The sequence below is a fragment of the Modestobacter versicolor genome (assembly GCF_014195485.1).
GTDB classification, from domain to species: Bacteria; Actinomycetota; Actinomycetes; order Mycobacteriales; family Geodermatophilaceae; genus Modestobacter; species Modestobacter versicolor.
In genome coordinates this window covers 3,388,304-3,411,127 of record NZ_JACIBU010000001.1, presented here as the reverse complement: position 1 = coordinate 3,411,127, position 22,824 = coordinate 3,388,304, and the positions used below count along the sequence as shown (strand labels likewise).

The window sequence follows — 22,824 nt, the reverse complement described above, 5'->3', positions numbered from 1 at the left end:
CATGGCCTCCCTCCCGAGTCCGAGAGGCTCGGTGACCTTTACGCCCGACGGCATTGATGCACTCGAAGACGCCATGGAAGCTCTACTTCACGAGCAGAAGATCAAGACGCGCTGGAGTGAGGAGAATCTGTGGGCTCTGATCGCAACCATGACCGTTGCGGCATCCGAAGCGGCGAACGTCTCCGAATTCATCGAACGCGCACTGTCTAGGGTGATGTCCGCTCGACAAGCGGTCACTATCGTGCTCCTCGCCAACGTCAGATGGGACAGTGAACCACTTGCCATCGGTGATGCCGTGGTTGGGAAAGCTGATCGGGACTTCTTCGAGCTCGTCAACAGGCGGGCGGGCGAACGGTGCACGGTTGGAAGTGAAGCCGCTGAAGCCTGGCTGCGAGACCGCGTGCTCGCCAGACCCGCTGTTGACGGGCTTTCGCCAGTTGCGGTGGCCACATGGAGTCACAGGCAGGACGACGGCGCGTTCCGAGCGGCACAGCGCGCGGCAGGGGAGCTGGTGGACCTATGCCTTCTCATGACGCGCGAACTATCCTCTTACCGAGCTAGCAGCGTTGAAGTCAACCGCCCGGGTGTTCGTGGACTCGTGCTCGATCGGTCAGCCGTCACCGAGTTTCTTCCTGGTTCGAGCCGCATGGAGTTAGTAGCACAACCGCTCACGGTCACAGATCTGCATCCGAGTAGTCAAACCACACACTGGTACTCGGCAGACCCACTACCTCTCGACGCTGCACTCCTGTCTAGTGACACCCTCAATGCCGTTGAGACGGCCATGAAACCGTGGGTCATTGGACCACGCATACGGACATCGGCTCGATGGTTTGGTGAGGCCTTCTTTACGTCGGAGGCAGACGACTCCTCGCTTGCGCTGGGTGTCGCAATGGATGCCCTACTTTCGGGAAGGAGCGCCGTCCCCGGCGGCGCGATGGCGGACAGATTTGCACTACTGGAGCGAGATCCCGTCAAGCGCTTGGATCGCAGGGCGCAGTACTTGGACCTTTACGGGGTCCGAAGCTCGGTGGCTCACGGCGGCAGGAGCTCGAGACTGTCCGACCAGACTTTTACTCAGAGCTACCAGCAGGCTGTTCACTGGGCGGCCAGGCGGATGCTTGAGCTCGGGTCCGCTTTTGCACCCGACACTCCTAATGCCGTCGATACGGTATTTGATCAGCTCAGGCTCGGCGCGGCCATCTGGCCTTCGGAGCAGTCGCCTCTTGGCCAGGTGGATCCGGTCCTCGCCCCGAAAGCCGACGAGTCCATCACCCTGGGCCCTTGTGGGTCAGAGCTATAGGCTGATTCGACGGCCAGCGAGCCGCATCGCCCGGGTCTGCACGTCGGCCCGCAGCTCGGCCTCGTCGACCGTGGTGGAGGCCCCGGCGGCGACCACCTGCCGGCCACCGACCCAGGTGTCGCGCACGTGCCGCGAGCCCACCGACCAGACCAGGTGGGTGAGCAGGTCGGTGACGTCGCCGACCGGCACGAACGCGATGTCCTCGGTGTCGACGTGCACCAGGTCCGCCCGGCGCCCGGCGGTCAGCTGACCGAGGTCGTCGCGCCCGATCGCCGCAGCCGCACCCCCGGTGGCCAGCCAGAACGCCTCCGGCGCGGTGAGCGCGGTGGCGTCCCGCTCGCGCAGCCGGGCCAGCTGGGCGGCCAGCCGGAGGTCCTCGAACAGGTCGAGGTTGTCGTTGGACGCCGGGCCGTCGGTGCCCATGCCGACCCGGATGCCCAGGTCGAGCATGTCGCGGAGCCGGGCGGTGCCGCTGGCCAGCTTGGTGTTGCTGCCCGGGCAGTGCGCCACCGCGACGTCGTACTCCCGCCACAGCTCGAGGTCGCCGTCGTCCATGTGCACGCAGTGGGCGCCCAGCACCCGCCCGCCGAGCACGTCGTGCGACGCCAGCAGCGCCGGGACGCTGAGGCCGTGCTGGGCCAGCAGCTCGTCGCCCTCGGTGGCGGTCTCCGCGACGTGCACGGTCAGCAGCAGGTCGTGCTCGCGGGCCGCCTGCGCCGCGGCGGTGAGCACCGGCAGCGGCACCGTGTACGCCGAGTGCGGGCCGATGCCGTACTCGACCTGGTCGTCGCCGGCGCCGGCCGAGTCGACCGCCCGGGCGAGCTGCTCGTCGAAGGTGCCCATGCCCGGCAGCTCGATCAGCGGGTGGGTGATCAGCCCGCGTGCGCCGGTCCGGTGCACGGCGGCGGCCATCCGGTCGGGGTGGAAGTACATCTCCACGCTGGTGGTCACCCCGTGCCGCAGCATCTCCGCCGACGCCGCGGTCATCGCCACCTCGACGTCCTCGGGGGTGAGCCGGGCCTCCCGCGGCCACATGACCTCGCGCAGCCAGCGGTCCAGCGGCAGCCCCTCGCCCTGGCCGCGGAACAGCACCATCGGCGCGTGCGAGTGGGTGTTGACCATGCCGGGGGTGAGCACGCCCGGCAGCCGCGTCACCTCGGCGTCCGCGGCGAGCGACGGGGCGTCCGCCGCCGGGCCGACCCAGCTGATCACGCCGTCCTCGACGTCGAGCACGGCATCGGGGACGACGGTGCCGGCGCGGTCCCCGACCACGGCGGCGCGGGCGGTGAAGCGGTGCACCATGCCCGCGACCCTACGGTCGTCCCGGGCGTGGAGCAGGGCGGCACACAGGCGGCGCCGATACCGTGGGGCCATGTCCGTCCTCGCCGCCGCTGCGTCCGACGAAGGCGGGATCACCGGCTTCCTGCTCGACCTGGTCGACAAGCTCGGCGCCGTCGGCGTCGGCCTGACGATCCTGATCGAGACCGTCATCCCGCCGATCCCCAGCGAGGCGGTCCTCGGCGCCGCCGGGGTGCTGATCAACGACGGCCGGCTCGACGTGGTCCCGGTCGTGCTGTTCGCCACCCTGGGCTCGGTGGTCGGGGCGCTGGTCCTCTACTGGGTCGGCCGGGCGCTGGGCCCGCGCCGCTCGCACGCCTTCCTCGACCGGCTGCCGCTGGTCGCCACCGAGGACGTCGACCGGACGTTCGCCTGGTTCGAGCGGCACGGCCGGTCGGCGGTCTTCTTCGGCCGGATGGTGCCGATCGTGCGCAGCTTCGTCTCCGTGCCCGCCGGCGTGGTGAAGATGCCGCTGCCGCAGTTCCTGCTCTTCACCACGGCCGGCAGCCTGATCTGGAACAGCGTGCTGATCGGGCTGGGCGTCGCGGCGGGCGACTTCGTCCAGCAGAACCTGCACTACCTCGACTACGCCGTCGTGGCCGCGGTCGTGCTGGGCGTCGGCTGGTTCCTCTACAAGAAGCTGACCGGCGGGTTCCGGCGGCCCGCGGACGCCGGCGCCGACCTGCCGGTCGACGAGCGCGACGAGGTCTGACCCCGGCGCGCGTCGCGGTGGTCGCTGCCCCGGTCGCGGGGCCCCCGCACGGGTGAACCGACGGGCCGCGCCGCACGCCCTGCACTAGCGTGATCGCCCGACCGGCGGCGATCCGATGCCGCGCGAGCCAGATGGGGGCCATCCCGTGTCCGACCGCCAGTCCGACCGCGAGGACGAGCAGCGACCCGAGGGCGACGGTTCCGCCGCCGCGCCGTGGTCGGCCGAGCCCGTGCGCCGCACCGACGGCGAGCGCTGGGACGCCAGCGTCGAGAGCTGGTCGGCCGGTGCGCCGAAGGCCGACGACGACGGCGGGCAGCGCCCGTCCTGGGAGGTGCCGCAGGAGCCCACCGGGAACGGCGCGCCCACCGGCTCCACCGCGACCTCGGCGACCCCGCCGGCGCAGAGCTGGCAGCAGCCGAGCTGGGCGACCGGCGGCCAGCCGTGGGCGCCGCCCGCGTCCCCGCCGGCCCCGCAGCCCTCCGCCGCCCAGCCCTCCGCGGCGCAGCCCTCCTGGGGCGCCCCGCCGGCGCCGGAGCAGCCTGCCGACCGCCAGCCGGCGCACCGCCAGGCCGACCCGCCGACGTCGTCCCAGCCCGCCCCCTCCCAGCCCGCTCCCTCCCAGCCCGCTCCGGCCCAGCCCGCTCCCAGCTGGCGACCGGCCGAGCCGGGCCCGGCCGGCGGGCAGCAGCCCTGGGGTCAGCCGCAGGGCCCTGCGGGGCCGCAGCAGGCACCGCCGCCGTCCCCCTACGGCCCGCAGAACGGCCGCCCGGCCGGCCCGGTCTCGCTCACCAGCCAGACGCTGCTCCGCCAGCAGGACGACGTCCCGCGCACCGGCTGGCGCAAGTTCGTGCACAAGGCCACCGGCGGCGCCTACAACCCGGGGCTGTCCCAGGCCGAGGTCGAGCACCGCGCCCTGGTGGCCCGGGTGACCACCCCGGTGCGCGGCAGCAACCGCATCGCCGTCGTCTCGCTCAAGGGCGGCATCGGCAAGACCACCACGACGTCCTGCCTGGGCCTCACCCTCGCGCACCACCGAGGCGACCGGGTGGTGGCCGTCGACGCCAACCCCGACGCCGGCACGCTGGCCGAGCGGCTGACCAACGTCACCGACGTGACCGTCCGCGACCTGCTCGCGAACGTCGGCTCGATCCGCTCGTTCACCGACGTCTCGGCGTACACCTCGCTGGCCGGTCGGCTGCAGGTGCTCGCCAGCGACCAGGACCCGGCGCTCTCCGAGGCCTTCAGCGAGGAGGAGTACACGACCGTCGCGGACATCCTGGCCCGCTACTTCAACATCATCCTGACCGACTCGGGCACCGGGCTGCTGCACTCGGCGATGTCGGGCACCCTGGCCATCGCCGACTCGCTCGTCGTCGTCGGTGCCCCCTCGGTCGACGGCGCGAGCCGGGCCAGCAAGACGCTGGACTGGCTCATCGCGCACGGCCACGAGGAGCTGGTGGCCCGCTCGGTCGCGGTCATCTCCAGCGTCCGGCCGAACACCGGCGACGTCGACATGCAGGTGCTGCGCGACCACTTCGCGGCCCGCTGCCGCGCGGTCATCGAGATCCCCTACGACCCGCACCTGGTCACCGGCGGGCTGATCGACCTGGAGCGGATCGCGCCGACCACCCGCCGGGCCTACCTGGAGCTCTCCGCCGCCGTCGCCGACGGCTTCGCCCTCCCGCCGCTGCAGCGGGCGCCGGCCCCGCAGGCGTGAGCCCGGGGGTCCCCCGGGAGGTCGCCACCCCGCTGGGCCCCGCCCGGGTGCACCGGCACGCCCCCGACGGGGCGGTCGCCGGCACGCTGGTGCTCGGCCACGGCGCCGGGGGCGGGGTCGACTCCGCCGACCTGTCCGCCCTCGCCGCGGCCGGGCCGGCAGCGGGCTGGGCGGTGCTGCTGGTCGAGCAGCCGTGGCGGGTGGCCGGCCGGCGGATCGCGCCGGCGCCCGCGCGACTGGACGAGGGCTGGACGGCGGTGCTCGACGCCGTGCGCTCCGACTGGATCACCGGCCCGCTGGTGCTGGGTGGCCGGAGCGCCGGCGCCCGGGTGGCCTGCCGGACGGCGACCGCCCAGGGCGCGGCCGGCGTGCTGGCGCTCGCCTTCCCGCTGCACCCGCCGGGCCGGCCGGAGAAGAGCCGCGCCGCCGAGCTGCACCTGGTCGAGGCCCCGCTGCTGGTCGTGCAGGGGCAGACCGACGCCTTCGGCGGACCGGCCGAGGTGCGGGCGGCGCTGACCGGGCACGCCGGGGCGGTCGCCGCCGTCCCGGGCGACCACGCGCTGAAGAAGGACCCGGCCGCCGTCGCCGACGCCACCGTGTCGTGGTTGGGCCGGCTCCCGGAGGGGGTCCGGGCGACGTAGTGCTCTGCGTACCCCGGGTACGCAGAGCACTACGTCCGGCAGGTCACCGCCGGAAGCGCCGGACGACCAGTGCGATGAGCAGCAGGAGCACGCCCGCCCCGGCCGCGGGGGCCGCGTAGCGGGTGAACGCCGCACCACCGGCGACCTCGAGCAGGTCGATCGGCTCGGGCTCGACCGGGTTCAGCTGCCGCGGCGCCGAGGACGGCGTGCTCTTCGCCGGGCCCCCGCCCGCGGGGCGGTTCGGCGGGGCGGTGGTGCCGGTCGGCGGCTTGCTCGGGGCCTTCTTCGCCGCGCTGATCGGCGTCGGCGCCGGGGCGGCGCTCTCGGCCGCGGGCGCGGTGTCGGCCGCGGAGGGCGCCGGCTGGGCCTCGATCGACACGGTGTCGGTGGCCCCGCGGGCCGGCTGCGCCTCGATCGAGACGGTGTCGGTGGCGGGGGCGGTGTCCGCCGCGGCCGGGGCCGACTTGGCGGGCGGCACCGTCGGGTCCGGCACGGTCGCCGCAGCCGGGGCGGCCTTGGCCGGCGCGGCCTTCTTGGCGGCCTTGGCCGGTGCGGCCTTGGCCGGCGCGGTGGCCGCGGATGCCTCGACGGTGGCGGCGCTGTCGGCTGCTGCCGCAGCGGTCTTCTTCGCGGCCGCCGCCGCCTTCTTCACCGGCTCGGGTGCGCTGTCCAGGGAGGCAGCGGCCTCCTCGACGACGCCGGCCGCCGTCGCGGCGGCCTTGGCCGCCGCACCGGTGGCCGCCGCGGCCACGGTGGGCTCCTGCGACTGCTCGGCGGCGGCGGAGTCGACCAGCCCGGGGGCCACGCCGGCGTCGCCGCTGGCCAGCTGGGCGGAGAGCTTGTCGGCGAACTGGCCGAGCAGCTTGTTGCCGACGTCGGTCATCACCCCGCGGCCGAACTGGGCCGGACGGCCGGTGATGTTGAGGTCGGTGAGCACGTCGACGCGGGTGACCTGGCCCTCGCTGGCCAGCGTGGCGGTCACGATCGCGGCGGCGGTGCCGTTGCCGCGCTGGTCCTTGCCGCGGGCGTCGATGACGGCCTTGTGGGCGGCCTCGTCGCGCTCGATGAACGACGCCTTGCCCTGGTAGGTCAGGTTGATCGGGCCCAGCTTCACCTTCACCCGGCCGGTGAAGTCGTCACCGGTCACCGAGTCCAGCGCCGCCCCCGGCATGCAGGGGGCGATCCGCTCGATGTCCATGAGCACCCGCCAGGCCTCATCGATGGGCACCGGGACGGTGAACGAGTTCTCCAGCTGCACTGCAGGACCTCCGAGTGTGTGCGACCCGGGCGCCGCGCCAGGGGGTGCGGCGCCGACGGCTCAGCCGGGCCGGGACGTGCGGTGATCTGGCCAGTCGCGGCGACGCTACCGCGCCGCGACTGCCCTCGACGCACATCCGATCACGCCCGCGCCGGTGGCGCAGGCGGGAGGGGCACGGCGCGCCGGACCGGCCGTGACGGACCGGTCCGGCGTGCCGGCTCGCTACAGACCCGCCGCCGCCGCCAGCGCCCGCCGGGTGAGCACCTGGGCCAGGTGCTGCCGGTAGTCGGCCTGGGCGTTGAGGTCGTTGCTCGGGCTGGTGCCCTCGGCCGCCTGGGCGGCGGCCGCGGTGACCGTCTCCAGGCTGACGTCGACACCGACGAGCGCGGCCTCGGTGGCGCCGGCCCGCAGCGGGGTCGGCCCCATGTTGGTCAGCCCGATCCGCGCCTCCGCGATCCGGCCGTCCTCCCGCCGCACCGCAGCGGCCACCGCGACGATCGACCAGGCCTGCGCGACCCGGTTGAACTTCTCGTAGCGGACACCCCAGCCGTCGGCCGCCGCCAGCTTCGGGAGGCGGATCTCGACGAGGATCTCCCCCTCCTCCAGCGCGGTGGTCAGGTAGTCGACGAAGAACTCCGCCGCCGGCACCGACCGCCGTCCCGACGGCCCGGCGATCACGAACTCGGCGTCCAGGGCCAGGGCCACGGCCGGCAGGTCGCCGGCCGGGTCGGCGTGCGCCAGCGCGCCGCCGAAGGTCCCCCGGCGGCGCACCTGCCGGTCGGCCACCGTCTCCGTCGCCTGGACCAGCAGCTGCCCGTACTGCGCGAGCAGCGGGTCGTGCAGGACGTCGGCGTGGGTGGTCATCGCCCCCACGACCAGCTGGTCGCCCTCCTCCCGCACGCCGCGCAGGCCCTCCACCCGGGTCAGGTCGACGACCGTCTCCGGTGCGGCGAGCCGCAGCCGCATGACCGGGATCAGCGACTGACCGCCGGCCAGGATCTTCACGTCGTCCCCGCCGTCGGCGATGGCCTGCAGCGCCTCGTCGATCGTGCTGGGCCGGGCGTAGGCGAACGCTGCGGGGATCACTGGGCTCCTCCGGTGGATGCGTCGGCGGCGCCGCTGGAGGTGACGCCCTGGGCGTTGGACACGGCCGCGGCCCGGTCGCCGCCGTCACCGCCGTGGTGGATGGCCCGCCACACCCGTTCCGGGGTGAGCGGCATGCGCAGCTCGGTGACGCCCAGGTGCCGGACGGCGTCGATCGCGGCGTTGACCACCGCCGGGGTGCTGGCGATGCAGCCGGCCTCCCCCACGCCCTTGGCGCCCAGCGGGTTGCTGGTCGCCTCGTGCACGGTGTTGCCGGTGTCGAAGTGCGGCAGGTCCGAGGCGGCGGGCACCAGGTAGTCGACGAAGCTGCCGGTGGTCAGGTTGCCCTCGGCGTCGTAGATCGCCTCCTCGTACATCGCCTGCGCGATGCCCTGGGCCAGGCCGCCGTGCACCTGCCCCTCGACGATCAGCGGGTTCACGATCGTCCCGACGTCGTCCACGCAGGCGTACTTGCGGATCTTGGCGAACCCGGTCTCGGTGTCGATCTCCATCGCGCAGATGTGCGTGCCGTGCGGGAAGGAGAAGTTCTCCGGGTCGAAGGTCGCCTCGGCGTCGATCGAGGGCTCGATGCCCTCGGGGTAGTCGTGCGCGGCGAAGATGGCCAGGGCGACCTCCTGGATGCCGATCGAGGCGCCCGGCGTCCCGCGGACGGCGAACTTCCCGCCGGCGAACTCCAGGTCGTCCTCGCTGGCCTCCAGCAGGTGGGCCGCGATCTTCCGCGCCTTCAGCACGACCTTCTCCGCGGCCTTGACCACCGCGGTGCCGCCGACGACCAGCGACCGGGAGCCGTAGGTGTCCAGCCCGCGCGAGGAGATCGCGGTGTCGCCGTGCAGCACCTCGACGTCCTCGAACGGGACCCCCAGCTGGTCGGCGACGATCTGGCTCCACGCCGTCTCGTGCCCCTGGCCGTGCGGCGTCGAGCCGGTGACCACCTCGACCTTGCCGGTGGGCAGCATCCGGATGGAGGCCTGCTCCCAGCCACCGGCACCGAAGGCGAGCGAGCCGAGCACCCGGGAGGGGGCCAGCCCGCACATCTCGGTGAAGGTGGAGAAGCCGATGCCCAGCTGGACGGGGTCGTTCGTCTCCCGGCGCCGCTGCTGCTCGGCCCGCAGCTCGTCGTAGCCCAGCAGCTCCAGCGCCTGGTCGGTGGCCTGGGCGTAGTCGCCGCTGTCGTACTGCAGACCGGCCACCGTGGTGAACGGGAACTCGTCGGCGTTGATCCAGTTCTTCCGGCGCAGCTCCAGCGGGTCCATGCCGAGCTCGACGGCGAGCTCGTCCATGATCCGCTCGACCGCGAACGTCGCCTCCGGCCGGCCCGCCCCGCGGTAGGCGTCGGTGGGCACCTTGTTGGTGAAGACGCCGTCGCACTCGAACCGGTAGGCCGGGAACTTGTAGATGCCCGGGAACATGAACGCGCCCAGCGCCGGGACGCCGGGGGTGATCAGCCGCAGGTAGGCCCCCATGTCCGCGAGCAGCCGCACCCGCAGGCCGCGCACCGTGCCGTCGCGGTCGGCGGCGACGTCGATGAACTGCACCTGGTCGCGGCCGTGGTGGGCGGTCATCAGCGACTCACCGCGGGTCTCGGTCCACTTGATCGGCTTGCCGAGCCGGCGGGCGACCAGCAGGGCCAGGATCTCCTCCGGGTTGACCTGCAGCTTCCCGCCGAACCCACCGCCCACGTCGGGGGCGATGACCCGGAGCTTGTGCTCCGGGATGCCGGTGACCATCGCGGCCATCACCCGCAGGATGTGCGGGATCTGGGTCGCCGACCACATCGTGTAGTTGTCCCGTGAGGGCTGGACGACGACCGACCGGGGCTCCATGAACGCCGGGATCAGCCGCTGCTGGACGAACCGGCGGCTGACGACGACCTCGGCGTCGGTGAAGGCCTGCTCGGTGTCCGCCCCGGTGCCGGCGTCCCCGGCGTCGAAGACGAAGTGGTAGCTGGTGTTCGAGCTCGTGGAGTCGTGGACCAGGGGCGAGCCGTCCTGGACGGCCTGCTCCATGTCCAGCACGACGGGCAGCGGCTCGTAGTCGACGTCGATGGCCTCGAGGGCGTCGGCGGCGGCGGTGCGGCTGCGGGCGACGACGATCGCCACGGCCTCACCGACGTGGTTGACCTGCTCGACGGCGATCGAGGGGTGCCCGGGGTTGACCATGTCCGGGGTGACCGGCCAGGCGCAGGGCAGCGAGCCCTGCTCCTCGGCGAGGTCCGCACCCGTGTAGACGGCGACGACGCCGGGGCGCTCCTTGGCGGCGCTGACGTCGAGGTGGGTGATCCGCCCGTGCGCGACCGGGCTGCGCAGCATCGCCATGTGCAGCATGCCGGGCAGCACGATGTTGTCGGTCCACTGCGTCTCGCCGGTGATCAGCCGGGCGTCCTCCTTGCGACGGCGGGCCTGACCGACCTCCTTGGCCGCGGCCGGCTCGACCGGGGTCTCCGGCGCGGCCGGGTCCTCCACGGCCGTCATGACTGCGCCACCACGTGCTCCGCGGCGGCGGTGTCCACGACGGCCGGCGAGGCCTCCGGGTCACCGGGTGCCTGGCCCCGCATCTCGGCGGCCGCGTGCCGCACCGCCTTGACGATGTTCTGGTAGCCGGTGCAGCGGCAGAGGTTGCCCTCGATGCCCTCGCGGACCTCGGTCTCCGTCGGGTCCGGGTTCTCCTTGAGCAAGTCGATCGAGGCCATGATCATCCCCGGGGTGCAGAAGCCGCACTGCAGCCCGTGCATCTCGTGGAAGGCCCGCTGCACCGGGTGCAGCGCGCCGCCGACGCCGTCCCCGGCGATCCCCTCGATCGTGGTGACCTGGCTGCCGTCGGCCTGGACCGCGAAGACCGAGCACGACTTCACCGCCTGGCCGTCCAGGTGGACCGTGCACGCGCCGCAGTTGCTGGTGTCGCAACCGACGACCGTGCCGACCTTGCCGAGCTGCTCCCTCAGGTAGTGGACCAGCAGGGTCCGTGGTTCGACGTCGTCGCTGTACGACGCCCCGTCGACCCGCACGTTGATCTGGGTCACCGAGTCCTCCGCTCCGTTGCAGGGCAGGTGTGGCCGGGGTCACCCCGGCCTCGGCGTGAGTGTGTCAACGGACACATCTGTTTGGCCACACCGAGTTTCCTGGCAGCGGGCTCGAACTGCCGCCGGGCGACCGCAGGTCAGCCGGCGGCGAGCTCCCGCCGGCGCAGCAGAGCCGAGGCGAGCAGGAAACCGAGCCCGAGGACGGCGAGCCCGACCCCCACCGCGCTGGGCGCCCGGTAGCCCAGGCCGGCGGCGATCACCAGCCCGCCGAGCCAGGCGCCGAGGGCGTTGGCGGCGTTCAGCGCGGAGTGGTTGAGCGCGGCGCCGAGCATCTGCGCGTCACCGGCGACCTCCATCAGCCGCAGCTGCAGCAGCACGACCATCGTCGAGGCGGCCGCCGCGATCAGGAAGACCGTGGCGGTGAGCGGGACGACGTCGCCGGCCGCGACCAGCATGACGGCGAGCAGCAGCCCGACCGCCAGCGTCGCGCCCACCAGCGACCGGAACAGCGCCCGGTCGGCGAGCCGGCCGCCCAACGCCGTCCCGAGCACGCCGCCGACGCCGAAGGCGAGCAGGACCACCGGGACGAAGCCCGCCGGCTGCCCGGCCTCCTCGGTGACGATCGGCGCGATGTAGCTGTACATGGCGAACATCCCGCCGAAGCCGACGGTGGCCACCAGCAGGGTGAGCACCACCTGCGGCCGCTTGAGCGCGCCGAGCTCGGAGCGGATCGTCGCCTCCGACCGGCCCGGCGTGGCGGGGACGACGGTGAGCACGGCGAGCACCGTCACCGCGCCGATCGCGACGACGGCCCAGTACGCCGACCGCCAGCCCAGGTGCTGCCCGAGCCAGGTCGCGGCCGGCACCCCGGCGACGTTGGCCACCGCCAGCCCGAGCATCACCGAGCTGACCGCCCGCCCGCGCAGCCGGTCGGGGACGAGCGAGGCGGCGATCAGCGAGGCGACCCCGAAGTAGGCGCCGTGCGGCAGCCCGGCCACGAAGCGAGCCAGCACCAGCGTGCCGTAGCCGGGGGCCAGCGCGCTCAGCGCGTTGCCGACGACGAACGCCGTCATCAGGGCCATCGCCAGCGGCCGGCGCGGCAGCCGGGCGCTCAGCGCGGCGATCACCGGCGCCCCGACGACGACGCCCAGGGCGTAGGCGGAGATGAGGTGGCCGGCCGAGGGGATGCTCGCGTCGATGCCCTCGGCGATGTCGGGGAGCAGCCCCATCGTCACGAACTCCGTCGTGCCGATCGCGAACCCGCCCAGCGCCAGGGCGCCGATCGCCAGCACCGCCGTCCGGGTGGCCGGGACCGGTGGGGCGGGGGTCGTCGTCGCGGGGGCTGCACTCACAGCGACAGCCAAGACGTTGCGTCCCGGGACCATTCCCCCCGGGGGGCGGGTTCGGCTGCAGTGCGGGTCCGGTGGTGCCGATGGTGTCTGAGCGACCGACACCGAGACCGGGGAGGGGGCCGCCGTGACCCAGCAGGGACGACGCGCGACGGGCAGCCGCCCCGCCGTCCCTCGGCGTGCCCCGGCCCGCCGCCGGCGCGACCACACCCGCTGGCTGGTGCCGCTGCTGGCGGCGACCGCGGGCGCCGTCGTCCTGGTGCCGCAGCTGACCCCGGTGGTGGTCGACGCGACCGCCGCCACCGAGACGCTGGCCGACGCGCCGGCGCTCCAGGAGCCGGCGCCGCAGGAGCCGGCCACGCCCACCCCGTCGGCCGAGCCGACGCCCGTGCTGGCCGAGGCCCAGGGGGTGGACACCCTGGACGACGTCGCGGCCTCCCGCGCCTCGGTCGCCCAGCAGGGCGGGCTCGCCGTGCCGCAGCCGCCGCGCCCCGGGCGGATCACGATCATGCCGAACGCCGCGGTGGGCACCCCGCCGACCTACCGCCAGCGCCCCGACGCCTGCGGCGGTGGGGGCACCACCCCGCGGCGGATGGTGCCCGGCGTCGTCCCGGGCCGGGGTCAGGCGACGCTGGACTGGATGGCCGACGCCCGGCCCGAGGTGCTCGGCTACCGGGTCCAGGCGGTGAGCCAGCAGCTGGTCGGGGGCGCGCAGCCGGCGCCCGTCGTGCAGGCGGCGGCCCAGCCCGAGGGCTGCGTGCCGGTGAGCGTGACGGTCACCGGGCTGACCTCCGGCGCGTACTACGTCTTCTGGCTCGAGGAGGAGGTGACCAGCGCCAGCACCGGGGTGACCCGGCTGGTGCAGGTGGGCACCACCGCGGCCGTGCTCGTCGGCTGAGCCGGCAGCCAGGAGGTCAGAGGCCGGCGGCCAGGTCGACCAGCTCGTCGAGCACCCGGCGCACCACCAGCCGCTCGGCGTGGTCCGGGCGCACCAGGGCGTCGATCCGGCGGCCGGCCCGCACCCCGGCCAGCGGCACCAGCCGCACCCCCGGCTGCCGCCCCGCGGTGTACCGCGGGAGCAGGGAGATGCCGTGCCCGGCGGCGACCAGGGCCTCGACGACGCCGAAGTCGTTGATCCGGTGCACGACCCGCGGCACGGTGCCGGAGCCGGCCGCGACGGCGTCCAGCAGCTGCGCGACCGGGAAGCCGACCTTGACCGCGATCCAGTCCTCGTCGACCAGGTCGGCCGGGCGCACCTCCGCCCGGTCGGCCAGCCGGTGCCCGGGGGGGACGGCGACGTCCAGCGGCTCGCGGAGCAGCGGGAACACCCGCAGACCGGTGTCCCGCCAGCCGGCGTCGTCGTCGGGCCGGTGGGCGATGACGACGTCGACGCGGTCGGTCAGCGCCGGGAAGTCCGCCTGCGCGACGTCCTCGTCGGAGCACTCGACGGTGACGCCGTCCAGGCCGGCGACCCGGTCGAGCAGGCGGGGCAGCAGCAGCCGCGCCCCGCTCTGGAAGGCCGAGACCCGGACCGTGCCGACCGGCCGGTCGGCGAAGGCCGCGCAGGCGGCCCGGGCGCGCTCGACGGCCACCGCGACGTCGACGGCCGCCTCGGCCAGCGCCTCGCCGGCCGGGGTCAGCCGGAGCCCGCGGCCGGCCCGCTCGGTCAGCGGCACGCCCATCTCCCGGGACAGCGCGGCCAGCTGCTGGGAGACCGCCGACGGCGTGAGGTGCAGCACCGCGGCGGCCGCCGTCACCCCGCCCTGGCGTCGCACGGCCCGCAGGGTCTCCAGCGCGCGGACGTCCATGAAGCGACGCTACAAGGTCATGGTGCAAGAGATCGATGGTGCTGGACGGTCACCGACCGCAGAGTGAGGGCATGCCACCCCGCGACCGGCTGCTCGCCGGGCTCGTCGCCCTCATCTGGGGCCTCAACTTCCCGGCGATCCACCTGTCGCTGGAGCAGTTCCCGCCGTTCTTCCTGGTGGCCCTGCGGTTCCTGCTGCTGGCCGTGCCGACGCTGCTGTTCGTGCCGCGCCCCGGGGTGCCCTGGCGCTGGGTCCTGGGCTACGGCGCCGGCTTCGGCGTGTTGCAGTTCCTCTTCCTGTACCTGGCCATGGACTCCGGGATGCCCGCCGGCCTCGCCTCGCTGGTCCTGCAGTCCTCCGCCCCGTTCACCGTGGTGCTGGCGGCGGCGCTGCTGCGCGAACGGCTCAGCGGCCGGCAGGCCCTCGGCGTCGCGCTCGCGGTGGCCGGGCTGGGCGGCATCGCCGTGCACCGGGCCGGTCTCGCCGAGGGCGCCTACCTGCTGCCCGTCGTGCTCACCCTCTGCGGCGGGCTGGGCTGGGCGCTGGGCAACCTGGCCAGCCGGCAGGCCCGGGCACCGCAGCCGCTGCGCCTCACCCTGTGGATGACCGTGGTGCCGCCGCTGCCGATGCTGGTGGTCTCGCTGCTCACCGAGGGCCCGGACCGGATCGGCACCTCGCTGACCACGCTGGGCACCTCGCGCGGGGCACTGGCCCTCGGCGGGCTGGCGTTCACCGTGGTCGTGGCCACCGTGGTCGGGTCGGGCATCTGGACGACGCTGATGAGCCGGCACCCGTCGAGCACGGTCGCGCCGTTCTCGATGCTGGTGCCGGTCGTCGGGGTCGGCGCGTCCTGGCTGGCCTTCGGCGAGCGGGTCTACCTCGTCGAGCTGGCCTGCGGCGCCGTGGTGGTGGCCGGCGTGCTGCTCAGCAGCGGCCGGCGCCGGCCACGCCCGGCCCCCGCGCCCGCCGGTGCACCGCTGGTGGCTGCCCGGCAGGCCTGACGGGCGTCAGTGGACGGCGACCGGCGCGGCCTCGGGGTCGGGCTCGGCCAGCTCCCACGGCCGGACGACGGTGACCAGGACGACGATCGCCAGGGTCAGCGACCCCACGATCACGGTGCCCATGGCGACCGCGTCGTTGCCCAGCAGGCCGACCAGCGGCGAGACCGCGGCACCGACGCCGAACTGCACGGCGCCCAGCAGGGCGGCCGCGGTGCCGGCCGCGTTCCCGTGCCGGGACAGCGCGAGCGCCGGGGCGTTGGGCAGCGCCAGGCCGCAGGCGAACAGCACTGCCCACAGGGGCAGCGCGACGGCGAGCAGGGCGCCGGTGCCGGTGACGGCGAGCACCAGCAGCAGCGCCCCGGAGGCCGCGCCGGCCACGGTGCCCGCGACCAGCAGCTGGGCCGGGGAGAACCAGCGCAGCAGCACCGGGTTGAGCTGGGTGGCGGCGATCAGCCAGAACGCGCCGGCGCCGAACAGCAGGCCGAACTGCTGCTCGTCGAGGCCGAACTCGTCCTGGTACACGAACGACGAACCCGAGACGTAGGCGAACAGGCCGGCCATGGTCAGCCCGGCGACCAGCACGAGGCCGACGTAGGCCCGGTCGCGGAAGAGCGCGCGGTAGCCGCGCAGCGTGCCGGCGACGCCGCTGGTGCTGCGGCGCTCGGGCGGCAGCGTCTCGCGCAGCAGGAACCAGCCGACGGCCAGCAGCGCCAGCCCGTAGGCCGCGAGCACGACGAAGACCCCGCGCCACGAGGTGAAGCGGAGCACCTCCCCGCCGATGGTGGGCGCGAGCACGGGTGCGGCGCCGATGACCAGGAACAGCCGGGAGAGCATGGTCGCGGCCGCGCGGCCGTCGAACAGGTCGCGCACGACGGCGATGGCGATGACCGCACCCGCCGCGGTGCCCACGCCCTGCAGCACGCGCAGCGCGCCGAGCACGGCGATGTTCGGGGCCAGCAGCACGAGCAGCGAGGCGACCACGTGCAGGGCGGTGCCGGCGATGAGCGGGCGGCGGCGGCCGAAGGTGTCCGACAGCGGCCCCAGCACCAGCTGCCCGAGCGCCAGCCCGACCAGCGTGCCGGTGAGGGTCAGCTGGACGGCGGCGGACGTCGTCTCGAGCTCGGTGGTGATCGTCGGCAGCGCCGGCAGGTACATGTCGATGGTGAGCGGGCCGAGCGCGACGAAGGCGCCCAGCGTGAGCGCGGTGCGCGCGGTCCGCGGCCGGTCCGGCCGCGGGTCGGGCAACGAGACCCCGGTCGGCGACACGGTGGCCGAGCGGGCGGTCCTGTCCTGGATGGCGGTCATGGGTCCCCTTGGTGGAGCGGTGGTGCGGGGCCCACGCTGGCCGTTACCGCGGTACGGGGAGGGACAAGGCGGCACGGCTCCTGCTCATTCCACCCGGTGCCGGAGTTCACCCGGTGGTCACCTGGGGCGGGACCGATGAGCGGCGCCGCCCCTGGGGGTCCTGCCTTCATGAGCCGCACGACCTGCCACGTGTCCATCTCCCTCGACGGCCACGTCGCCGGCCCGGACCAGACGCGCGACGAGCCGCTCGGGGCGGGCGGCGAGCGGCTGCACGAGTGGCTGTTCGCCGACGAGCCGCTGCCCGAGGCCGACGCCGCCGCCCGCGCCGACCTGCTGCGCCCCCGCGGCGCGTTCGTGATGGGCCGCAACATGTTCGGCCCGGTGCGCGGCGGGTGGGACGAGGACTGGCGCGGCTGGTGGGGCGACGAGCCGCCGTACCGCGCACCGGTGTTCGTGCTCACCCACCACCCGCGCGACCCGGTCGAGATGGCCGGCGGGACGACGTTCGTCTTCGTCACCGAGGGCTTCGACGCGGCGTTCGCGCGGGCGCGGGCGGCGGCGGGCGGGGCGGACGTGACCGTGGCCGGCGGCGCCTCGACGGTGCGCCAGGCGCTGGCGGCCGGCGTGGTCGACGAGCTGGTGCTCGACGTCGTGCCGGTCCTGCTCGGCGGCGGGGAGCGCCTCTTCGACGGCGTCGGCGACCCCGGGCTCACCCAGCTGGCGGTCACCTCGTCCCCGCGCGTCACCCACGTCCGCTACCGCGTCGGCGGCTGACCCGACGTCGGCCCGGGCGGGGTGATCGGGGGCGGGGCGGCGGGCAGCAGCGCCCGGGCGTCGCCGGCGCGCAGCGCGCCGAGCCACAGGCCGGCGCCGTAGGCCAGGTCCTCCAGCCGCCGGCCGGCCGCCGCGGTGGGCAGGTCGAGCTCCCGGCGGTGCGGCCACCAGCCGTCGACGGCGTCGGCCACCGCGACCGCCGCGACCAGCCGGCGCGCCCGCCGGGACGCCAGCGCGGCGGCGACGGCCAGCGGCCAGTGGTGCCGGGTCACCGTGCGGGCCAGCGTCCGCCCGGAGGCGGCCGACCCGCGCACCACCAGGGCGGTCGCGAGGGCGTAGGGCGGCCGGGCGCCCGGGGCGGCGAGCCGGACGGCGAGCTTCGCCGACGCCGTGCCCAGCACCCCGGCGGCCGCGATCGCGCCGAGCGGCCGGCCGGTGAGCGCGAGCGCCCAGGCCGCGGCCGACCACGGCGAGACGACGACCGGGGCGATCGCCGGCCCGTGCCGCTGGGCCAGCAGCGCCGCGCCGGTGCCGTAGAAGGCCCGGCGGCGCAGCCAGTCGGCCGGCGCGACCCGGTGGTCGTGGGCGACCCGGGCGGTGGGCTCGTAGCGCACCCGCCAGCCGGCCGCCGCCAGCCGCCAGACCAGGTCGACGTCCTCGGCGACCTGCATCGACTCGTCGAAGCCGTCGCCGAGCGCGGCCCGGCGGGCCAGCAGCGCGGCGCTGGGCACGTAGGCGACCAGGGTCAGCGGTGCGACCCGGGCGGCGGTGGGCCCCATGTCCAGGGCGCTGCTGACCGCCTCGTAGCGGGCGACCCAGCTCGTGCCCCCGCCGGCCAGCGCGGTGATCCGGGGGGCGACCAGCGCCACCCGGGGGTCGGCGAGGTGACCGGCCAGCCGCTCCAGCCAGCCGGGCTCCGGCACGCAGTCGGAGTCCAGGAACGCGACCAGGTCGGTGCCGGCCTGCCGGAGCCCGGCGTTGCGGGCGGCGGCCGGGCCCTGTGCCTGCTCGTGCCGGAGCAGCCGCGCGCCGGCGGCGACCTCGGCCACCGCGGCGGGGTCGGCCGAGCCGTCGTCGACCACGACCACCGGGCAGCCCGCCGTCCCCGGGTCGGCGCGCAGCGCGGCGAGCAACCGGGCCAGGCCGTCGGTGCGGTCCTTGACCGGCACGACCACCGTGACCTCGGGGAAGGGCGCCGGGGCCACCTCGGGGTCGGCGATCCCGGCGTCCAGCAGCCGGGCGGCGAGCGCGGCGCTGCGGGGCCCGTCGACCTGCAGCCGGTCGCCGCGCAGCAGCGGCCGGGCCGCCGGGGCGAGCCGGAGCTGCCGGAACGGGGAACCGCCGAGCAGCGTCGTCCCGCCGTCCCGCCGCTGGGTGCCCGGGGCGAGCCGGACGACGAAGCCGTCGGGCAGCCGGTCGGCCGGTGGCGGGGGCAGCCTCATCGCCCGGCGAGCACCGCGTCGGTGGTGGTGGGGGTGATCAGCGGCGCGTAGAGCGCCATCGCCGCCAGCGCCCGCTCGTGGTCGGCGTCGGTGGCCCCGGCGCAGGCGTCGGTGACCAGGTGCACCGGCACGCCGGCGTCGGCGGCCGGGAGCGCGGTGGACAGCACGCAGCAGTCGGTGGAGACCCCGGCCAGCACCAGCGGCCCGCCGCCGACCAGCCCGGCCAGCTCCGGCCCCCACTTGCCGAACGTCGTCGCGGTGACCACCGGGTCGCTCCCCGGGTCGTCGACCAGCTCGTACAGCGGGGCGTCGGCGGGCTGCAGCGCGAAGGGGAACTGCTCGTAGTAGGGCACCCACGCCCCGGCCGGCTCCGTGGGCGCGACGAACCGGGTGTGCACGACGCGGCCGGCGAAGGCCGCCGTCAGCCGCCGGATAGCCGGGTGCACCTCGGCGAAGCGGGGCACGCACCACGGCGACCCGGCGTCGGCGAAGACGTGCTGCACGTCGACGACGACGAGCACCCCGTCGGTCACCCGGCCTCCTGCGCCCGGACCGCGCCCCGGCGGAGCAGCAGGGTGCCGGCAAAGCCGACGACCAGGGCCACCAGGACGCCGAGGTTCGCGAACGCCCAGTCGCCGTCCTTGCCGCCCAGCCCGAGCGGCTCGAGCAGGTACCCCTGCCAGGTCAGCCAGCTGGCGTAGGTGTTGGTGACCAGCCCCCAGCCGAGCAGCGTGCCGGCGGCGAGGAGCAGCAGCGGCACCGGCGGCACCGCGCCGTAGCGGCCGCGCGGGTCGTAGAGGTCGGCCTCGGCGTAGTCGCGGCGGCGGAGCAGCAGGTCGGCCAGGACGATCCCGCACCAGGCCGCGACCGGGACCCCGAGGGTGATCAGGAAGCCCTGGAACTGGACGAAGAAGTCGCCCTCGGCCAGGAAGACGACCCAGACGGCGCCGAGCACCATCAGCACGCCGTCGATCGAGGCGGCGACCGGGCGCGGGATGCGCACGCCGGCGGCCAGCAGCGCCAGGCCCGAGGAGTAGATGTCCAGCAGCGCGCCGCCGACCAGGCCGAGCACCGCGACCAGCGCGAAGGGCACCAGGAACCAGGTCGGCAGCAGGCTGGACAGCGCGCCGATCGGGTCGGCGCCGATGGCGGCGGACAGGTCGCCCGACGAGCCGGCCAGCAGCAGCCCGACCAGCAGCAGGACGACGGGCGCCAGCGCGGAGCCGAACGTCGTCCAGCCCACCACGCCGCGGGTGGAGGAGGTGCGCGGCAGGTAGCGGGAGTAGTCGGCGGCCGCGTTGACCCAGCCGAAGCCGTAGCCGGTCATCACGAAGACGAGCGCCCCGATGAACGCCTGGGTGGAGCCCGCGGGCAGGTCCGCGACCACCGACCAGTCGATCTCGTCGGCGACCAGCACCAGGTAGACGACGGTCAGCACGCCGGTGACGACGGTGATCACCGCCTGCATCCGCATGATCAGGTCGAAGCCCAGCACGCCGCCGACGACCACGAGCGAGGCGACCACCAGCAGCGCGACGACCTGGGTGGTCGTGCCGCCGCCCCAGCCGAGCTCGGTGAAGACGGTGGCCGTGGCGAGGGTGGCCAGCGAGGTGAGCACCGTCTCCCAGCCGACGGTGAGCACCCAGGAGAGCACGGCGGGCACCCGGCCACCGGTGACGCCGAAGGCGGCCCGGCTGAGCACCAGGGTGGGCGCCGAGCCGCGCTTGCCGGCGATGGCGACGAACCCGCAGAGCAGGAAGCTGACGACGATCCCGACCACGCCGGCGACCACGGCCTGCCAGAAGGAGATGCCGAACCCGAGCACGAAGGCGCCGTAGGCCAGGCCCAGCACGCTGACGTTGGCGCCGAACCAGGGCCAGAACAGCTGCCGGGGGGTGCCCTTGCGCTCGGCCTCGGCGATCACGTTGATGCCGTTGGTCTCCACCGCCACCCGCGGGGTGGGGGCGCCCGTCGGAGCGCCCGACTCCCCGGTCACCTGGTGCGCCATCGCCGTGCTCCGTCCTCGCCGGCGGGGTGCTCGAGCCCCGCTCCCGGTGCCGGACCCTAGTGGTGCGCCGGGCCGGCGCCCGACCGGACGGTGGCAGGCTGCCGGGGTGCCCCTGCCGCTGGTCACCCTCGTGGTCGACGAGTACGACCCCGCGATCCGGTTCTTCGTCGACGTCCTCGGCTTCGAGCTGGTCGAGGACTCCCCGTCCACGACCAACGACGGCCGGCCCGAGCGGTGGGTCGTCGTGCGGCCGCCCGGGGCGGAGACCGGGCTGCTGCTGGCCCGCGCCGACCTGCACCAGGCGCACGTGGTCGGGGAGCAGGTGGCCGACCGGGTGGGCTTCTTCCTCCGGGTCGACGACTTCGCCGCGACCCACGACCGGATGGTCGCGGCGGGCGTGGAGTTCGTGTCCGAGCCGCGGACCGAGCCCTACGGCCGGGTCGTCGTCTTCCGCGACCTGGCCGGCAACCGCTGGGACCTGCTCGGCCCGGCCTGACCCGGGGACGACGACGCCGGCCGGCCCCCGAGGGGACCGACCGGCGCGGTCAGGTGGTGCGGGCGCTCAGCGGGTGCGGTTCCGGGCGCCGTAGCGCTGGTTGAACTTCTCCACCCGGCCGGCGGTGTCGAGCACGCGCTGGTTGCCGGTCCAGAACGGGTGCGAGGAGGCGCTGATCTCGACCGGGACCACGGGCAGCGTCTCGCCGTCCAGCTCGATCGTGCGGCTGGTCTGGACGGTCGAACGGGTCCGGAAGGTCTCGCCCGTCGAGGTGTCCTGGAACACGACGGTGCGGTACTCGGGGTGGATTCCGGTGCGCATGGCTGGTCCTCTCGGTCTGCGCGGGACGTCCACCCCCAGTGGGGCGGGCTGATCGCGTCGGTACGGACAACAAACCGACGCCGTCGTTGTTCCCGAGCCCACCGGCGTGACCACGGTCGCCCGACCCGGTGACCGTTTCGTGATCTCGCAATGGTTAGGTGAGCCTCACCTGACCGACCGAGGAGTGCTGACGTGCCGTACCGCCCTGCCCTGCGTGGCGCCGCCCTGCTGGCCACTGCGCTGGTGATCACCAGCTGCGGCTCGGACCCCGACGGGGACACCGCGGACGCCGCGACGTCCGGCGGCTCGTCCGACGCCTTCCCGGTGACCATCGAGCACACCTTCGGCGAGACGACCATCGAGCAGGAGCCGGAGAAGGTCGTCACCTGGGGCTTCGGCAGCACCGACGCCGCGCTCGCGCTCGGCGTCGTCCCGGTCGCCATCCCGTTCCAGGCCTACGGCGGCGACGACGAGGGGCTGCTGCCCTGGATCGCCGAGGAGCTCGACGAGCTGGGCGTCGAGACCCCGACCGTCCTCCCCGAGGGCGACGAGGTGCCCTTCGAGGCGATCGCCGCCGCCGACCCGGACGTGATCCTGGCCAACTACTCGGGCATCACCGCCGAGGACTACGAGACGCTGTCGCAGATCGCCCCGGTCGTGGCCTACCCGGGCGAGGCGTGGACCACCCCGTGGCGCGACGTCGTCACCACCGTCGGCCAGGCGCTGGGCAAGGAGCAGGAGGCCGCGGAGCTGGTCGCCGACACCGAGCAGACGATCGCCGACGCCGCCGCCGAGCACCCCGAGCTGCAGGGGAAGACCGTCGCCGCCGTCTGGGACACCGCCGGCACCTTCTACGTCTACGAGGCCGCCGACCCCCGCGTCGAGTTCCTGACCGACCTGGGCCTGGAGGTGGCGCCGAGCGTCGAGCAGCTGTCCACCGGGGAGTCGACCTTCTACTACACGCTGAGCTACGAGCAGGTCGCTGGGCTGACCAGCGACGTCCTGCTCAGCTACGCCTCCACGCAGGAGGAGGCGGACGCCTTCGCCGCCCAGCCGTACGCGCAGACGATGCCGCAGGTCGCCACCGGCCACCACGCGGTGCTGGTCGGCGACGAGCTGATCGCCGCCGTCTCCCCGCCCACCGTGCTCTCGATGACCTGGGGCCTGGACGAGTACCTGACCGCGCTCTCCGCGGCCGCCTGACCCCCTCCCCCACCAGAACCGACCA

Annotated in this window: 21 protein-coding genes; 9 read left to right on the top strand and 12 right to left on the bottom strand. The window is 74.8% G+C overall.

Annotated features, from left to right (window positions below):
• The first annotated feature begins 1 nt into the window (after window position 1).
• Window positions 2–1,303 carry a hypothetical protein gene (locus FHX36_RS16640; RefSeq protein WP_146251570.1) on the top strand — a complete coding sequence of 434 codons (1,302 nt, stop codon included), beginning with the start codon at window positions 2–4 and terminating at the stop codon, window positions 1,301–1,303.
• Here FHX36_RS16640 and FHX36_RS16635 read toward each other — a convergent pair.
• Window positions 1,298–2,605, bottom strand: coding sequence for an amidohydrolase family protein (locus FHX36_RS16635; protein WP_110551898.1), 1,308 nt, complete (start codon window positions 2,603–2,605; stop codon window positions 1,298–1,300). The genes FHX36_RS16640 and FHX36_RS16635 overlap by 6 nt on opposite strands.
• Window positions 2,606–2,675: 70 nt before the next feature.
• Here FHX36_RS16635 and FHX36_RS16630 point away from each other — a divergent pair, with 70 nt between their 5' ends.
• The 3 genes from FHX36_RS16630 (at window position 2,676) to FHX36_RS16620 (ending at window position 5,711) form a co-directional block, all read left to right on the top strand.
• Window positions 2,676–3,353, top strand: a complete 678-nt coding sequence (locus FHX36_RS16630) for a DedA family protein (protein ID WP_110551897.1) — start codon at window positions 2,676–2,678, stop codon at window positions 3,351–3,353.
• A 145-nt stretch (window positions 3,354–3,498) separates the two neighbouring features.
• The gene (locus FHX36_RS16625; RefSeq protein ID WP_221202945.1) at window positions 3,499–5,070 is read left to right on the top strand and encodes a nucleotide-binding protein; all 1,572 of its coding nucleotides are present in this window, start codon (window positions 3,499–3,501) and stop codon (window positions 5,068–5,070) included.
• Window positions 5,067–5,711, top strand: a complete 645-nt coding sequence (locus FHX36_RS16620) for an alpha/beta hydrolase family protein (protein WP_110554361.1) — start codon at window positions 5,067–5,069, stop codon at window positions 5,709–5,711. Before FHX36_RS16625 ends, FHX36_RS16620 begins: the two co-directional genes overlap by 4 nt.
• 43 nt (window positions 5,712–5,754) lie before the next feature.
• Here FHX36_RS16620 and FHX36_RS16615 read toward each other — a convergent pair whose 3' ends face one another.
• The 5 genes from FHX36_RS16615 to FHX36_RS16595 all read right to left on the bottom strand — a co-directional run bounded on the left by FHX36_RS16615 (window position 5,755) and on the right by FHX36_RS16595 (window position 12,444).
• Window positions 5,755–6,969, bottom strand: coding sequence for an SRPBCC domain-containing protein (locus FHX36_RS16615; RefSeq protein WP_183513913.1), 1,215 nt, complete (start codon window positions 6,967–6,969; stop codon window positions 5,755–5,757).
• A gap of 222 nt (window positions 6,970–7,191) precedes the next feature.
• Window positions 7,192–8,055, bottom strand: a complete 864-nt coding sequence (locus FHX36_RS24010; RefSeq protein ID WP_110553529.1) for an FAD binding domain-containing protein — start codon at window positions 8,053–8,055, stop codon at window positions 7,192–7,194.
• Window positions 8,052–10,544, bottom strand: coding sequence for a xanthine dehydrogenase family protein molybdopterin-binding subunit (locus tag FHX36_RS16605; protein ID WP_110553530.1), 2,493 nt, complete (start codon window positions 10,542–10,544; stop codon window positions 8,052–8,054). Before FHX36_RS16605 ends, FHX36_RS24010 begins: the two co-directional genes overlap by 4 nt.
• The gene (locus tag FHX36_RS16600) at window positions 10,541–11,092 is read right to left on the bottom strand and encodes a (2Fe-2S)-binding protein (protein ID WP_110553532.1); all 552 of its coding nucleotides are present in this window, start codon (window positions 11,090–11,092) and stop codon (window positions 10,541–10,543) included. Before FHX36_RS16600 ends, FHX36_RS16605 begins: the two co-directional genes overlap by 4 nt.
• A gap of 137 nt (window positions 11,093–11,229) precedes the next feature.
• Window positions 11,230–12,444: an MFS transporter gene (locus tag FHX36_RS16595; protein ID WP_258372956.1), complete on the bottom strand. Its 1,215-nt coding sequence runs from the start codon at window positions 12,442–12,444 to the stop codon at window positions 11,230–11,232.
• A 124-nt stretch (window positions 12,445–12,568) separates the two neighbouring features.
• Between FHX36_RS16595 and FHX36_RS16590 the strand changes: the two genes are divergently transcribed.
• A complete protein-coding gene (locus FHX36_RS16590; protein WP_183513912.1) occupies window positions 12,569–13,339 on the top strand; it encodes a hypothetical protein in 771 nt (256 codons plus the stop codon).
• A gap of 16 nt (window positions 13,340–13,355) precedes the next feature.
• Here FHX36_RS16590 and FHX36_RS16585 read toward each other — a convergent pair whose 3' ends face one another.
• Entirely contained in the window at window positions 13,356–14,249 is an 894-nt protein-coding gene (locus tag FHX36_RS16585) for a LysR family transcriptional regulator (protein WP_110553980.1), read from the bottom strand.
• A gap of 71 nt (window positions 14,250–14,320) precedes the next feature.
• On the opposite strand from FHX36_RS16585, the gene FHX36_RS16580 reads away from it, so the two are divergent.
• Window positions 14,321–15,250 (top strand): EamA family transporter, encoded by a 930-nt coding sequence (locus FHX36_RS16580; protein ID WP_110553982.1) that lies wholly within the window; start codon window positions 14,321–14,323, stop codon window positions 15,248–15,250.
• A 6-nt stretch (window positions 15,251–15,256) separates the two neighbouring features.
• On the opposite strand, the gene FHX36_RS16575 is transcribed toward FHX36_RS16580, so the two are convergent.
• Complete coding sequence (locus FHX36_RS16575; protein ID WP_110553979.1) at window positions 15,257–16,555, bottom strand: multidrug effflux MFS transporter; 1,299 nt, start codon at window positions 16,553–16,555, stop codon at window positions 15,257–15,259.
• Between the two features lie 168 nt (window positions 16,556–16,723).
• Here FHX36_RS16575 and FHX36_RS16570 point away from each other — a divergent pair, with 168 nt between their 5' ends.
• Window positions 16,724–17,329 (top strand): dihydrofolate reductase family protein, encoded by a 606-nt coding sequence (locus FHX36_RS16570; protein WP_110553978.1) that lies wholly within the window; start codon window positions 16,724–16,726, stop codon window positions 17,327–17,329.
• On the opposite strand, the gene mftF is transcribed toward FHX36_RS16570, so the two are convergent.
• From mftF to FHX36_RS16555, 3 genes are read right to left on the bottom strand one after another with little or no spacing between them, the layout of a single operon-like run.
• On the bottom strand, window positions 17,311–18,771 hold the full coding sequence (gene mftF, locus FHX36_RS16565; protein WP_183513911.1) for a mycofactocin biosynthesis glycosyltransferase MftF: 1,461 nt from the start codon (window positions 18,769–18,771) through the stop codon (window positions 17,311–17,313). The genes FHX36_RS16570 and mftF overlap by 19 nt on opposite strands.
• Window positions 18,768–19,304: a cysteine hydrolase family protein gene (locus tag FHX36_RS16560; RefSeq protein WP_110553548.1), complete on the bottom strand. Its 537-nt coding sequence runs from the start codon at window positions 19,302–19,304 to the stop codon at window positions 18,768–18,770. The genes mftF and FHX36_RS16560 overlap by 4 nt, the downstream gene beginning before the upstream one ends.
• Window positions 19,301–20,779, bottom strand: a complete 1,479-nt coding sequence (locus tag FHX36_RS16555) for a purine-cytosine permease family protein (RefSeq protein WP_221202942.1) — start codon at window positions 20,777–20,779, stop codon at window positions 19,301–19,303. The genes FHX36_RS16560 and FHX36_RS16555 overlap by 4 nt, the downstream gene beginning before the upstream one ends.
• Before the next feature lie 106 nt (window positions 20,780–20,885).
• Between FHX36_RS16555 and FHX36_RS16550 the strand changes: the two genes are divergently transcribed.
• The gene (locus tag FHX36_RS16550) at window positions 20,886–21,275 is read left to right on the top strand and encodes a VOC family protein (RefSeq protein WP_220036044.1); all 390 of its coding nucleotides are present in this window, start codon (window positions 20,886–20,888) and stop codon (window positions 21,273–21,275) included.
• Window positions 21,276–21,341: 66 nt separating this feature from the next.
• On the opposite strand, the gene FHX36_RS16545 is transcribed toward FHX36_RS16550, so the two are convergent.
• Window positions 21,342–21,596 (bottom strand): type B 50S ribosomal protein L31, encoded by a 255-nt coding sequence (locus FHX36_RS16545; protein WP_110553552.1) that lies wholly within the window; start codon window positions 21,594–21,596, stop codon window positions 21,342–21,344.
• Between the two features lie 192 nt (window positions 21,597–21,788).
• On the opposite strand from FHX36_RS16545, the gene FHX36_RS16540 reads away from it, so the two are divergent.
• Window positions 21,789–22,799: an iron-siderophore ABC transporter substrate-binding protein gene (locus FHX36_RS16540; protein ID WP_220036045.1), complete on the top strand. Its 1,011-nt coding sequence runs from the start codon at window positions 21,789–21,791 to the stop codon at window positions 22,797–22,799.
• Window positions 22,800–22,824 lie beyond the last annotated feature (25 nt).